The sequence below is a fragment of the Flavimobilis rhizosphaerae genome (assembly GCF_014852685.1).
Lineage (GTDB): Bacteria > Actinomycetota > Actinomycetes > Actinomycetales > Cellulomonadaceae > Flavimobilis > Flavimobilis rhizosphaerae.
Genome location: NZ_JACZDF010000008.1, coordinates 40,901 through 54,047 on the forward strand (window position 1 = coordinate 40,901; position 13,147 = coordinate 54,047).

Sequence of the window (13,147 nt, forward strand, 5' to 3'; positions counted from 1 at the left end):
CTGCCGGAATCCCTGCGGGACCAGCGACGGAGCCTGTGACGCACGACTCAGGTGCTGGACCCTCGGCACGGCCGAAGGTCCCAAGTCGTCCCATGAATTTCTCAGTACCTTGGTCCCAAGATCAAACAGTGATCGAGCGACCTACGGGAGACGGCGATGACGACGACGGAGACGAGCACCACCATCGATGGTGCAGCGACCCCTGACCCCTGGCGCGGGTTCGAGACCGGTCCTTGGACCGAGTCGGTCGACCTGCGTGACTTCATCCTGCGGAACTACACGCCCTACGAAGGCGACGCGTCGTTCCTCGCGGGCGCGACCGAGAAGACCCAGCGCGTCTGGGAGACGCTCGAGAAGGAGTACCTCTCCGTCGAGCGTGAGCGTCGCGTCTACGACGTCGACGTCGACACCCCGGCGGACGTCGACGCGTTCCCCGCGGGCTACATCAGCTCCGACGACGACGTCATCGTCGGACTCCAGACGGACGTCCCGCTCAAGCGCGCGATGATGCCCTCGGGCGGCTGGCGCATGGTCGAGACCGCGATCCGCGAGGCCGGCAAGGAGCCGAACCCCGCGGTCAAGGAGATCTTCACCAAGTACCGCAAGACCCACAACGACGGCGTCTTCGACATCTACACGCCGCGCATCCGCGCCGCCCGCTCGTCGCACATCATCACCGGCCTGCCCGACGCCTACGGCCGCGGCCGCATCATCGGCGACTACCGTCGCGTCGCGCTCTACGGGGTCGACTTCCTCATCGCCGAGAAGACCAAGGACAAGGACGCGGTCGCCGACCAGCCGTTCTCCGAGCACTGGGCCCGGTACCGCGAGGAGCACTCCGAGCAGATCAAGGCGCTCAAGAAGCTCAAGAACCTCGGCGCCCAGTACGGCTTCGACCTTGGCCGCCCCGCCGCGACGGCCCAGGAGGCCGTCCAGTGGACGTACTTCGGCTACCTCGCCTCGGTGAAGTCGCAGGACGGCGCCGCCATGTCGATCGGCCGCCTCTCCGGCTTCTTCGACGCCTACTTCGAGCGCGACCTCGCCGAGGGCACGATCACCGAGTCCGACGCGCAGGAGATGATCGACGCCCTCGTCATCAAGCTCCGCATCGTGCGCTTCCTCCGCACGATCGACTACGACCAGATCTTCTCGGGTGACCCCTACTGGGCCACGTGGTCCGACGGCGGCCTCGGCGAGGATGGTCGCACCCTCGTGACGAAGACGTCGTTCCGCCTGCTCCAGACGCTGCGGAACCTCGGCCCGGCCCCGGAGCCGAACATCACGATCTTCTGGGACGAGACGCTGCCCGACGGCTACAAGGAGTTCTGCGCCGCGATCTCGATCGAGACGAGCGCGATCCAGTACGAGTCCGACGAGCAGATCCGTGAGCGCTGGGGCGACGACGCGGCCATCGCGTGCTGCGTGTCGCCGATGAAGGTCGGCAAGCAGATGCAGTTCTTCGGAGCTCGCGTCAACGCCGCCAAGGCTCTCCTCTACGCGATGAACGGCGGCCGGGACGAGGTCTCCGGCAAGCAGATCGTCACCGGCTACGAAGGTGTCCAGGGCGACGGCCCGCTCGACTTCGACGACGTCTGGAACCGCTACGAGCGCATGCTCGACTGGGTCGTCGGCACGTACGTCGAGGCGCTCAACATCATCCACTACAGCCACGACAAGTACGCGTACGAGGCCATGGAGATGGCCCTGCACGACTCGGAGATCATCCGGACGATGGGCTGCGGTATCGCAGGCCTCTCGATCGTCGCGGACTCGCTCGCGGCCATCAAGTACGCCAAGGTCACGCCCGTCCGTGACGAGACCGGCCTCATCGTCGACTACGTCACCGAGGGCGACTTCCCGACGTACGGCAACGACGACGACAAGGCTGACGACATCGCGGCGACGATCGTCCACACGATCATGCAGAAGATCAAGGCGATCCCGATGTACCGGGATGCGATCCCCACGCAGTCGGTCCTCACGATCACGTCGAACGTCGTCTACGGCAAGGCGACGGGCTCGTTCCCCTCGGGTCACGAGGCCGGCACGCCGTTCGCGCCGGGCGCCAACCCGGAGAACGGTGCGGACACGCACGGCATGGTTGCGTCGATGATGTCGGTCGGCAAGCTCGACTACAACGACGCGCTCGATGGCATCTCGCTGACGAACACGATCACGCCGGCCGGGCTCGGCCGCACCAAGGAGGAGCAGGTCGGCAACCTCGTCGGCATCCTCGACTCGGGCTTCGTCCCGCAGGACTGACCCACCAACGGAACGCAGGAAAGGGAATCATCATGGCCAAGACCTACGACGAGCGCCTCGCCGACATGAAGGCTGCTCGTGACGCCAACGGTGGTGTCAAGGGGCTCTACCACGCCAACATCAACGTCCTCAACAAGGAGACGCTCGAGGACGCGATGGAGCACCCCGAGAAGTACCCGCAGCTCACGGTTCGCGTCTCGGGCTACGCGGTGAACTTCGTCAAGCTCACCCGTGAGCAGCAGCTCGACGTCCTCTCGCGCACGTTCCACCACAGCGCCTGAGACACTGGTGGCGGGGACCCGGCCGGGTCCCCGCCCCACCAGCACTACCCCGCACGCATCCAGCGCCTGGCACGAGGAAGGACCGACGATCATGACGATCTGCGAGGCCACCCCCACGACCGGCGCCGACGGTGCGAGCGGTGACCAGGGTTTCGAGGCCCCCGTCGGGCGGGCCGCGGGCGCTGGCCTCGTCGGTCTTGAGCTGAGCGACGCGGACCGCTCGGAGAAGTTCGCGCGGATGCGCGCGGGTGAGCTCGGGTCGGTCCACTCGTGGGAGCTCGTCACGGCCGTCGACGGCCCCGGCACCCGCATGACAATCTTCCTCTCCGGCTGCCCGCTGCGCTGCCTCTACTGCCACAACCCCGACACGATGGCGATGCGCAACGGTGAGCCCGTCGAGGCCTCCGAGCTGCTGCTCCGTATCAAGCGTTACCGGCGCATCTTCAAGAACTCGGGCGGCGGCATCACGCTTTCGGGCGGCGAGGTGCTCATGCAGCCTGCCTTCGCGGCGACGCTCCTGCGGGGCGCCAAGGAGATGGGCATCCACACGACGATCGACACGTCGGGCTTCCTCGGTGCGGCCTGCACCGACGAGATGCTCGCGGACATCGATCTCGTCCTCCTCGACGTGAAGTCGGGCGACCCAGAGACGTACCGGAAGGTCACTGGCCGTGCGCTCGAGCCGACGCTGAAGTTCGGCCGGCGCCTCGCGGAGTTCGGCACGGAGATCTGGCTGCGCTTCGTCCTCGTCCCCGGCCTCACCGACGACCCGGCGAACGTCGAGACGATCGCCGAGTACGCCGCGACGCTCCCGACCGTCTCGCGCGTCGAGGTGCTTCCCTTCCACCAGATGGGCAAGGACAAGTGGGAGAGCCTCGGCATCCCGTACGAGCTTGGCGACACGCAGCCGCCGACGAACGCCGAGGTCGACCGTGTGCGCGACCAGTTCCGTGCGAAGGGCCTCACCGTCTACTGACGAGGCTCGGTGCGCCGCGCACGACCCCAGGACACGGAAGAGCCCCGCACCTCACGGTGCGGGGCTCTTCGTCACGTCCGGACGGGTGGGTCGTCACGTCTCCTGCGAGGGGTCGCCGCTCGGAGGCGTGAGGACCGGGAGGACCGGCCGGTCGCTGCCGGGGCCGAGGGGCGTCGAGCGGTGGCTGCCGTTCGACGCCCCGGACGGTCGTCGGGCTGGTCAGAGACCGAGCTCGACCGTCGTCCGGCCCTCGGTGGCTTCGAGGCGCTCGGAGCCGTTCCCTGCGCGCGAGAGCACGCGGAGCTCCCAGCTCGCGGGGCGGGCGTAGAACGTGAACTGGCCCGTGTCACCGGTGACGACCTCGGCGGTGAACTCGCCGTCCGCGTCGTGAAGGCGGACGTAGGCGCCCCGGACGGGGGCGCCGCCTGCCGTCACGGTGCCGTCGATGATCGTCGCGCCCGGGGCGAGAGCGACCTGGCCGGTCTGGGCGGGGGCTCCGCAGCTGGTCATCGTGTGCTCCTCGTGTGCTCGTGCGGTCGGGTGTCAGGCCGGGACGGGGACCTCGATGGGCGCGCCGACGAGCGAGCCATACTCGACCCAGGAGCCGTCGTAGTTCTTGACGTCCGGGAGGTCGAGGATCTGGGAGAGCACGAACCACGTGTGGCTCGAGCGCTCGCCGATGCGGCAGTACGCGATCGTCGAACGGTTGGTGTCGATGCCCGCGGCGCCGTAGAGCTCGGCGAGCTCGGCGTCGGAGCGGAAGGTGCCGTCATCGTTCGCGGCCTTCGACCACGGGACGTTGATCGCGCCGGGGACGTGGCCGCCGCGCTGCGCGTGCTCCTGGGGGAGGTGGGCCGGGCCGAGGATCTTGCCCGTGAACTCCTCGGGCGAGCGGACGTCGACGAGGTTCTTCGTCCCGATCGACGCGACGACCTCGTCACGGAACGCGCGGAGCGTGAGGTCCTGCTCGCTCGCGACGTACTGCGTCGCGGGGCGGTTGACGGGCTCGGCGTCGAGCGGGCGGCCGTCGAGCTCCCACTTCTTGCGGCCGCCGTCGATGAGGCGGACGTCCTGGTGGCCGTACAGCTTGAAGTACCAGAAGGCGTAGGCGGCGAACCAGTTGTTGTTGCCGCCGTAGAGGACGACGGTGTCGTCGTTCGCGACGCCGCGCTCGGAGAGGAGCTTCTCGAAGCCGGCGCGGTCGACGAAGTCGCGGCGGACCGCGTCCTGGAGGTCGAGCTTCCAGTCGAGCTTGATCGCGCCGGGGAGGTGCGCGTCGTCGTAGGCGCTGGTGTCCTCGTCGACCTCGACGAAAACGATGCCGGGGGTCGCGAGGTTCGCCTCGGCCCACTCGGCCGAGACGAGGACGTCGTTGCGGGCCATGGTGTTCCTCCTGGTTCCTGGGGGCGCCCCGTGCGGGCGTCCGTGCTTCTGGACCAGAAAGTAGACCGGTGCGCTCGGGATGCCAGGCGATCCGCCGAACGTCTCACATCGTGAACGCGGTGTCTCACACGCCCCCCCGCCCGCCCCTGGAGCGAGGGCGGGCGGGGCGCGAAAGGGTGGGGTCAGGAACCCCGCGGGACGTTCGCGACACCGTCCGGGAGGAGGCGCCGGCCGAGCACCCGCTCGGACGTGCCCGTCCGGTCGAGGTACGGCGCGATGCCCCCCGTCGCGAAGTGCCAGCCCGCCCCGAGGATCATGCAGACGTCGATCTGCGTGACGTCCGCGACGACGCCCTCGTCGAGCATGTGACCGATCTCCGTCGCGAGCGCCGTGAGCACACGGTCGAGCACTCCGGCCTCGTCGAGCGCGCCCGGCCCGCCGGGCTCACCGAACACCTCCTGGATCGCGGGATCGACGCGCGCGGGAAGCCCCTTGGCGATCGGTGGCAGCACCACCTTGGTGCCCTCGGCGACGATCCGCTCGAGCCCGGGGGACCGCGCGAAGCGCTCGCCGAGGTCCTCCCGCAGTGACGTGAGGACGTGGAGCCCGACGGCCGGCCCGACGAGGTCGAACAGCGCGAACGGCCCCATGGGAAGCCCGAGCGGCCGCAACGCTCGGTCTGCGACCTCGACGGGCGTGCCCTCCTCGACGGCCCTGACGATCTCGCCGAGCAGGAGGACGAGGAGTCGGTTGACGACGAAGCCGGGCCGGTCGGCGACGCCGACGGCGGTCTTGCGGAGCCGACGAGCGACGTCGAACGCCGTCGCGAGCGTCGCCTCGTCGGTCGCGTCCGCGCGGACGACCTCGACGAGCGGCATCTGCGCAACCGGGTTGAAGAAGTGCAGCCCGACGACGCGCTCGGGGTGCGCGAGGTCCGCGGCCATCTCGGAGACGGAGAGCGCCGATGTGTTCGTCGCGAGGACGGTCTCGGGCCCGACGATTCCCTCGACCTCGGCGAGCACGCGCTTCTTGAGCGCGAGCACCTCGGTGACGGCCTCGATGACGAGGTCGCACGTGGCCATGTCCTCGAGGACGGTCGTCCCGTGGACGGACGCGACGATGCGCGCGCCCGCGTCGGACGACATGCGTCCGGTCGCGACGAGCTTCTCGACCGTGCCCCGCACGTGTGCGAGGCCCTTGGCGACGCGCTCGTCGTCGAGGTCACGCATGATGACGGGGACGCCGAGCCGCTGCGCGAGGAGGAGCGCGAGCTGCGCGGCCATGAGGCCCGCGCCGACGACGCCGACGCGCGTCACGGGACGCGCGAGCTCCTTCGGCGGAGCGCCCTGCGGTTTCTTCGCGGCGTTGACCGACGAGAAGGCATAGATGCTCGCGCGGAGCTCGTCCGTCATGAGGAGGTCGGCGAGCGCCTCGTCCTCGGCGGCGAAACCCTCCTCGCGGGTCGTGCCGGGTCCGAGCGCGAGGAGATCGAGGGCGCGGTAGGGCGCGGGGCGCGCGCCGGCGACGACGATGTCGACCTGCGCGCGGGCGCGGGCGACGACGGCCTCCCACTCGTCGGCGTCGACCGGCTCGGGCCGAGTGACGACGGTCTCGCCGCGGACGACGGACGCCGCCCAGGCGACGGAACGGGCGAGGAAGTCGGCGCTGTCGAGGAGGGCGTCGGCGAGACCGATGTCGACGGCCTCGGCCGGCTTGTAGGGCCTGTTCTGCGCGGGACGCGTGAGGATGACCTCGCACGCGCGCTCGATGCCGACGAGGCGTGGCACGAGGTGCGCCCCGCCCCAGCCGGGCACGAGCCCGAGCGCGGTCTCGGGCAGCGCGAGCGCGCCGGCCGACGTCGACACTGTGCGGTAGTCGCACGCGAGCGCGAGCTCGAGCCCGCCGCCGAGCGCGACGCCGTTGACGAAGGCGAACGTCGGCACACCTGCATCGTGGAGGAGGCTGTAAGCGGCGTGGCCGGCGCGGCCGAGCTCGCGCGCCTCGTCGCGCGTCGCGAGGTCTCCCGCCTGGGTGAGGTCTGCTCCGGCGGCGAGGACGTACGGCTTGCCCGTGACGCCGATCGCCTGGATCTCGCCCGCGGCGGCACGGGCTCGCAGGCCCTCGAGCGCGGTGCGCAGTCCCGCGAGGCCCTCGGGTCCGAGGGTCGTGGGCTTCGTGTGGTCGAGGCCGTTGTCGAGCGTGAGGAGCGCCATCGTGCCGGCGCCGCCCGGCATCGTCACGTCGCGGACGAGGGAGCGTGCGACGCGCTCGGCTCGTGCGGGAGTCGTCGTGGTCATCGGTCGGTCCCCTCGGTCGCGGCGGGCACGTGGCCCGAGTAGTCGGCGTGGTGCGGGTTCTCCCAGACGACGGTGCCGCCCATGCCGAGCCCGACGCACATCGTCGTGAGGCCGTACCGGACCTCGGGGTGCGCTTCGAAGTGGCGGGCGAGCTGCGTCATGAGCCGCACTCCTGAGGAGGCGAGCGGGTGGCCGACGGCGATCGCACCGCCGTCGGGGTTGACGCGCGGGTCGTCGTCGGCGAGCCCGAAGTGATCGGTGAATGCGAGGACCTGGATCGCGAAGGCCTCGTTGATCTCGAAGAGGCCGATGTCGTCGATCGTCAGGCCTGCGGTGCGCAGGGCACGTTCGGTCGCGGGGATGGGCCCGAGGCCCATGACCTCGGGGTCGACGCCTGCGTACGCGAAGGAGACGAGGCGCATGCGGACGGGCAGACCGAGCTCGGCGGCGGTGTCACCGGCCGCGAGCAGGCACATCGTCGAGCCGTCGGTGAGGGGCGAGGCGTTGCCCGCGGTGACGCGGCCACCGGGCCGGAACGGGGTCTTGAGGTCGCGCATGCCTTCGATGGTCGTGCCGGGCCGGGGGAGCTCGTCGGCGGTCGCGAGGCCCCAGCCGAGCTCGGCGGACCTGATGGCGACGGGCACGAGGTCGGGTTCGACGCGGCCTGCGGCGAGAGCTGCGGCGTAGCGCCGCTGGGACTCCGCCCCGTAGGCGTCGGTGCGCTCCTTGGTGAGGTGGGGGTAGCGGTCGTGGAGCGTCTCGGCGGTCGCGCCCATGACGAGCGCGTCGCCGTCGACGAGGCGGTCTGCGACGAAGCGGGGGTTGGGGTCGGCGTCGAAACCCATGGGGTGGTGGCCCATGTGCTCGACGCCGCCCGCGACGGTGACGTCCTGCATGCCGGTGGCGATCGCGGACGCGGTCGTCGTCACGGCGGTCATGGCGCCTGCGCACATGCGGTCGATCGCGAAGCCGGGGACGGTGCGGGGGAGCCCGGCGAGGACGGCGACCGAGCGGCCGAGCGTGAGGCCCTGGTCGCCGCGCTGGGTCGTCGCGGCGATCGCGACCTCGTCGATGCGATCGTGGGGGAGGGCGGGGATACGGTCGAGAAGGCCGCGGAGGACGGCGACCGCGAGGTCGTCGGCGCGGGTCTCGGCGTAGAGGCCGTCGGGGCGCGCCTTGCCGAACGGGGAGCGCACCCCCTCGACGAAGACGACGTCGCGCAGGGCGCGACGTGCTGGCTGGGCCACGGGCATGGCTTCTCCTGATCTGGACGACGGTGTCCGGAGCGGTTCGCTCGTTCAGGTACACGATACCGCGAGTATCAGTAAAAAGCGCAAGAGGTAGGACCGAGGTCCCTCGACAGAATTCCCGTCAGGCTCGACGCAGTCGGCGCACGACCCGCTTCGCGGTCGGCAGCAGGCGGTCCCAGACGTCGAACAACGGCCCGAACGGCACCTCGACCGTGCCGAGAAGCTCGTCCGTGTGCTGGGCGAACGACTTCTTGAACTCGCTGATGCCGTCGTTGAGCAGCCCGTTCATGTCGTACCGTCGCGCACCCGCCTCCGCCGCGAGCCGCACCGCGTGCCACTTCACCGGCGCGTTCGCACGCAACTTCCGGCCCGTGTCGTCGACGCCCCCGTAGAGCTCGAACGCTGTCGACCCCGAGAGGACGTCCCACACGAACGAGCACGGGCGCCCGTCCTCGAACGCCGCGACGAGAAGCGAGGCCTCACCCAGCTCGCGGTGGATCGCGAGGTAGTAGTCGTCGTCATGGAGCGCGAACCCCGCATGCTCCGCTGAGACCTTGTAGAGCTCGATGACCGCGCGCACCTCGGCCTCGTCCGTCACCCGCCGCACCTCGAGGCCCGTCCGGGCCGCCTTGCGGATGTCGTACCGCGTCGAGCGGCCCGCAGCCGCGAGGAGCTCGTCCTCCGGTTTCGTGAGGTCGAGGATGAGCGTGCTCGGGTAGAGGATCGTGTGCTCGGCCGGTCGCGACCCCGGCAGGTCAAGCTCGGTGCCTGCGTCCCAGTCCGGCTCGAGCGCGACGCCGATGCCACGGACCTCTCGGCGGCAGTGCTCGACGACCGCCCGGGCGACGGCGGACCGCTCGGAGGCAGTCCCGACGCCGTCGGACCCGACGAACGGGCCCCGTGGCACGTGGGCGAAGGCGCGGAACGGGGCCGGCAGCCGACGGACGAGCACCTGGGCGCCACCGACAGTCCGTCCCTCGCCATCGACCGCGCGCAGCCTCAGCGCGCGCCACGCTCCCGTCGCCTTCACCTCGCCCCAGCCCCACAGCTGGAGCGGGTGACCACCACCCGCATCCACCAGTCGGTTCCACTCGGCAGGGTCGGTGACAGTCTCGATGTGCAGCACCCGACAACCCTATCCGGCGGCGCCGATCGCGGCCGCGAGCGGCCCCGCGAGCAGGTCCGTCTGCCAGACGCGCGCGCCCCGCGCAGCGAGCGCCGCAGCGACGCTCTCCTCCGTCACCTGCGCGGGCGGGGACCAGCACAGCCGGCGCAGCGCGTCGGGCTGCAGGAGATTCTCGACGGGGACGGTGAGGAGCTCGGAGCGCTCCGTGACGACCGCCTTCGCCGCCTCGAGCCGGGCCGCGGCCGCAGGCTCGCGATCGGCCCACGCACGCGGCGGTGGCGGGGCGTCCGTCCGCGGCCCGCGCAGAGGCGGGAGGTCGGCCTCGGGCAGCGCGAGGGCCACGTCGATCGCCGTCTGCCACATCGGGGCCCGGCGCGAGGTGCCACGTCCCGAGAACGTCGGCAGCGCCGTGAGCGCGCCGACGTTGCGCGGCAGGGCCTGCGCCGCCGCGATGATCGCCCGGTCGGGAAGGACCCGGCCCGGTGAGATGTCGCGTCGCCGGGCGTTGTCCTCGCGCGCCTGCCACAGCGACCGGACGACGGCGAGCTGCCGCCGCGACCGCAGCGCGTGAACTCCCGAGACGCGCCGCCACGGGTCGACCCGCGGCGCGGGCGGCGGCGCGAGGCGCACGGCCTCGAACTCCTGGCGCGCCCACTCAGCCTTGCCTGCCGCCTCGAGCCGCTCGGCGAGCGCGTCGCGCAGGTCGACGAGCACCTCGACGTCGAGCGCCGCGTACGTGAGCCACGACGCCGGCAACGGACGCGTCGACCAGTCGACCGCAGAGTGCTCCTTCGCGAGACCGAGGCCGAGCACTTCGGCGACGACCGCGCCGAGCCCGACACGCTCGAGCCCCAGCAGGCGTGCCGCGAGCTCCGTGTCGAAGATCGCGTCCGGTACGAGACCTTGCTCGCTCAGCGGGTGGAGGTCCTGCGAGGCCGCATGGAACACCCACTCGGTCCCGCGCAGCGCGTCGTTGACCGCAGCGAGGTCCGGAAGCGCGACCGGGTCGATGAGCATCGTGCCCGCACCTGCGCGGCGCAGCTGCACGAGATAGTTCTGCTGGCCGTAGCGGTAACCCGACGCGCGCTCCGCGTCGACGGCCACCGGCCCCGCGCCACCGGCGAGGGCGTCGACGGCCCGGTCGAGCCCGGACTGCGTCGTGAGGACGTCGGGCACCCCGTCGGCGGGGGTCGTCAGAGGGGCGACGTCGGGCTCCTCGTCCGCGGAAGCGGACGGTGCGGTCTGGCTCATGGGGGCAAGGTTAGACCTGCGCGGGCCGGCAACCCGCGAACGACGCGGCCCGGAGCGGGGCGGACGTCGTCAGCGACGGTCGTCGAGCGACGTCACACCGACCGGCGGCACGCCGGCGAAGAGACGCAGGACGCGCGCCCACGCGGTGAGGAACGCGCCGACGTCCGGATCGACTGCGGACCATGACGCGCGCAGCTCGAGCTCGACCTCCTCGGGGCGGCCGGCGACCGCGCCGTGGCTCGTCGTGATGGTCCGGGTCACCGAGCCTCCCGGCTCGACCGGCGCGACCGGGCACGCCTCGAGCGCCTCGAGCATCCAGTCCCAGGCGACCTCGGGGAGCATGGGGTCGCCCGACATCTCCTCGTCGAGCTCGGCCCGGACAAGGACGATGACGCGGAACGCGCCGTCGTCGACCGGCGTGAGGGGCGGGTCGTAGAGAACGACGAACGTGCCGTCGGCGACCTCGTCGTCGGGCACACCCGCACGAGCGAGGGAGCCCGAGAGCGCGACCGCGAACGCCGCGGCGCGCGAGGGTGCGGGAACCTCCCGCACCTCGATCCCCGCGCCGAGGGCTGCGGCACGCAACGAGGCGAGCGCCTGCGCGAACGGCGCGGGCAGCTGCGTGAGCGCGGTGGCGACCATGGCGTCACTCTAGGCATCCGGCGCGCGGTCGCCCGAGTGCCACGCCGCGGACCCGGACCGTCACATGCTGGTCGTCCGGGCGGCTCAGCCGGACCGCGGGATACCCTCGCAGGCGGAACATGTTCATCCGGAGGGAGAGTTCACACGATGACGGCACGCGCCCAGATCGGCGTCACGGGGCTTGCGGTGATGGGCCGCAACCTCGCCCGCAACTTCGCACGACACGGCTACACGGTGGCGGTCCACAACCGCTCGTACGCCAAGACCGCCTCGCTCGTCGCGGACCACGGTGACGACGGCGACTTCGTCCCGTCCGAGTCGATGGCTGACTTCGTCGCCTCGCTCGCGCGGCCGCGCAAGGTCGTCATCATGGTGAAGGCTGGCGCCGCGACGGACGCCGTCATCGCCGAGCTCATCCCCCTCCTCGAGGAGGGTGACATCGTCATCGACGCCGGTAACGCCCACTTCCCGGACACGCGCCGCCGCGAGGCCGAGCTCAAGGCTCACGGCCTCCACTTCGTCGGCACCGGTGTCTCGGGCGGCGAGGAGGGCGCGCTCAACGGCCCCTCGATCATGCCCGGCGGCTCGCCTGAGTCCTACGAGTGGCTCGGCCCGATCCTCGAGGACATCTCGGCGAAGGTCGACGGCGTCCCGTGCTGCACGTATGTCGGCCCCGACGGGGCGGGCCACTTCGTCAAGATGGTCCACAACGGCATCGAGTACGCGGACATGCAGCTCATCGCCGAGGCCTACGACCTGCTCAAGCAGGGCCTGGGCGCCTCTGCGCAGGAGATCGGCGAGATCTTCGCCGAGTGGAACAAGGGCGACCTCGAGTCGTTCCTCATCGAGATCACGGCCGACGTCCTCGCGCACGTCGACGCCGAGACCGGCAACGCGTTCGTCGACGTCGTGCTCGACCGCGCGGAGCAGAAGGGGACGGGCCGCTGGACGGTTCAGAACGCCCTCGACCTCGGCGTGCCGATCACGGGTATCGCGGAGGCGACGTTCGCCCGCGCGCTCTCGGGCTCGGTCCCGCAGCGCGAGGCCGGACGCGTCCTGCCCGCCGAGTCAGGCGCGTGGGAGATCAGCGACCGCGCGGCGTTCATCGAGGACGTGCGCCTCGCGCTCTACGCCTCGAAGGTCGTCGCGTACTCGCAGGGCTTCGACCAGATCGCCGCGGCGTCCGCCGAGCTCGGCTGGAACATCGACCGCGGCGCGATGGCCCGGATCTGGCGTGGCGGCTGCATCATCCGCGCCCGCTTCCTCAACCGCATCACCGAGGCCTACGAGCGCAACCCGGAGCTCTCGCTCCTCCTCGCCGACCCGTACTTCACGGAGCAGGTCGGCCAGGGCGTCGGCGCATGGCGTCGGATCGTCGCGCAGGCAGCACTCAACGGCGTGCCGACCCCCGCGTTCTCGTCGTCGCTCGCCTACTACGACGGCGTCCGCGCCGAGCGTCTGCCCGCGAACCTCATCCAGGCTCAGCGCGACTTCTTCGGGGCGCACACGTACCAGCGCATCGACAAGGACGGCGTCTTCCACACCGAGTGGACGGGTGACCGGACCGAGTCCGACGCCTGACCGACCTCATTTCCCGCGCGGCGGGGCACCGAGCCGGTGACGACACCGGCCGGCGCCCCGCCGTCGCCGTACGACCACGTGACCGGGACCGCCCGCAA

11 protein-coding genes are annotated in these 13,147 nt (G+C 71.2%); 4 read left to right on the top strand and 7 right to left on the bottom strand.

The genetic code is table 11. The annotated features are described in order from the left end of the window. Positions 1-156 precede the first annotated feature (156 nt). The 3 genes from IGS67_RS12555 to pflA all read left to right on the top strand — a co-directional run bounded on the left by IGS67_RS12555 (position 157) and on the right by pflA (position 3,519). The gene (locus tag IGS67_RS12555) at positions 157-2,262 is read left to right on the top strand and encodes a pyruvate formate lyase family protein (RefSeq protein WP_192281689.1); all 2,106 of its coding nucleotides are present in this window, start codon (positions 157-159) and stop codon (positions 2,260-2,262) included. A gap of 29 nt (positions 2,263-2,291) precedes the next feature. Continuing rightward, positions 2,292-2,543 (top strand): autonomous glycyl radical cofactor GrcA2, encoded by a 252-nt coding sequence (gene grcA2, locus IGS67_RS14215; RefSeq protein ID WP_102508497.1) that lies wholly within the window; start codon positions 2,292-2,294, stop codon positions 2,541-2,543. 91 nt (positions 2,544-2,634) lie between these two features. Then, on the top strand, positions 2,635-3,519 hold the full coding sequence (pflA, locus tag IGS67_RS12565) for a pyruvate formate-lyase-activating protein (RefSeq protein WP_192281692.1): 885 nt from the start codon (positions 2,635-2,637) through the stop codon (positions 3,517-3,519). Positions 3,520-3,738: 219 nt separating this feature from the next. Here pflA and IGS67_RS12570 read toward each other — a convergent pair whose 3' ends face one another. The 7 genes from IGS67_RS12570 to IGS67_RS12600 form a co-directional block, all read right to left on the bottom strand. Continuing rightward, entirely contained in the window at positions 3,739-4,029 is a 291-nt protein-coding gene (locus tag IGS67_RS12570; protein WP_192281695.1) for a DUF1416 domain-containing protein, read from the bottom strand. Positions 4,030-4,062: 33 nt separating this feature from the next. Then, positions 4,063-4,902, bottom strand: coding sequence for a sulfurtransferase (locus IGS67_RS12575; protein ID WP_192281699.1), 840 nt, complete (start codon positions 4,900-4,902; stop codon positions 4,063-4,065). 182 nt (positions 4,903-5,084) lie between these two features. Further along, positions 5,085-7,199: a 3-hydroxyacyl-CoA dehydrogenase NAD-binding domain-containing protein gene (locus IGS67_RS12580; RefSeq protein ID WP_192281702.1), complete on the bottom strand. Its 2,115-nt coding sequence runs from the start codon at positions 7,197-7,199 to the stop codon at positions 5,085-5,087. After that, the gene (locus tag IGS67_RS12585) at positions 7,196-8,452 is read right to left on the bottom strand and encodes a thiolase family protein (RefSeq protein WP_192281705.1); all 1,257 of its coding nucleotides are present in this window, start codon (positions 8,450-8,452) and stop codon (positions 7,196-7,198) included. Before IGS67_RS12585 ends, IGS67_RS12580 begins: the two co-directional genes overlap by 4 nt. Before the next feature lie 118 nt (positions 8,453-8,570). Continuing rightward, a complete protein-coding gene (locus IGS67_RS12590) occupies positions 8,571-9,575 on the bottom strand; it encodes a lipid II:glycine glycyltransferase FemX (protein WP_192281708.1) in 1,005 nt (334 codons plus the stop codon). A gap of 9 nt (positions 9,576-9,584) precedes the next feature. Further along, positions 9,585-10,826 carry an HRDC domain-containing protein gene (locus IGS67_RS12595; protein WP_192281711.1) on the bottom strand — a complete coding sequence of 414 codons (1,242 nt, stop codon included), beginning with the start codon at positions 10,824-10,826 and terminating at the stop codon, positions 9,585-9,587. Between the two features lie 69 nt (positions 10,827-10,895). Further along, positions 10,896-11,468 (bottom strand): DUF3000 family protein, encoded by a 573-nt coding sequence (locus tag IGS67_RS12600; RefSeq protein WP_192281714.1) that lies wholly within the window; start codon positions 11,466-11,468, stop codon positions 10,896-10,898. A 147-nt stretch (positions 11,469-11,615) separates the two neighbouring features. Here IGS67_RS12600 and gndA point away from each other — a divergent pair, with 147 nt between their 5' ends. Continuing rightward, positions 11,616-13,049 (top strand): NADP-dependent phosphogluconate dehydrogenase, encoded by a 1,434-nt coding sequence (gene gndA, locus IGS67_RS12605; RefSeq protein WP_192281717.1) that lies wholly within the window; start codon positions 11,616-11,618, stop codon positions 13,047-13,049. Positions 13,050-13,147 lie beyond the last annotated feature (98 nt).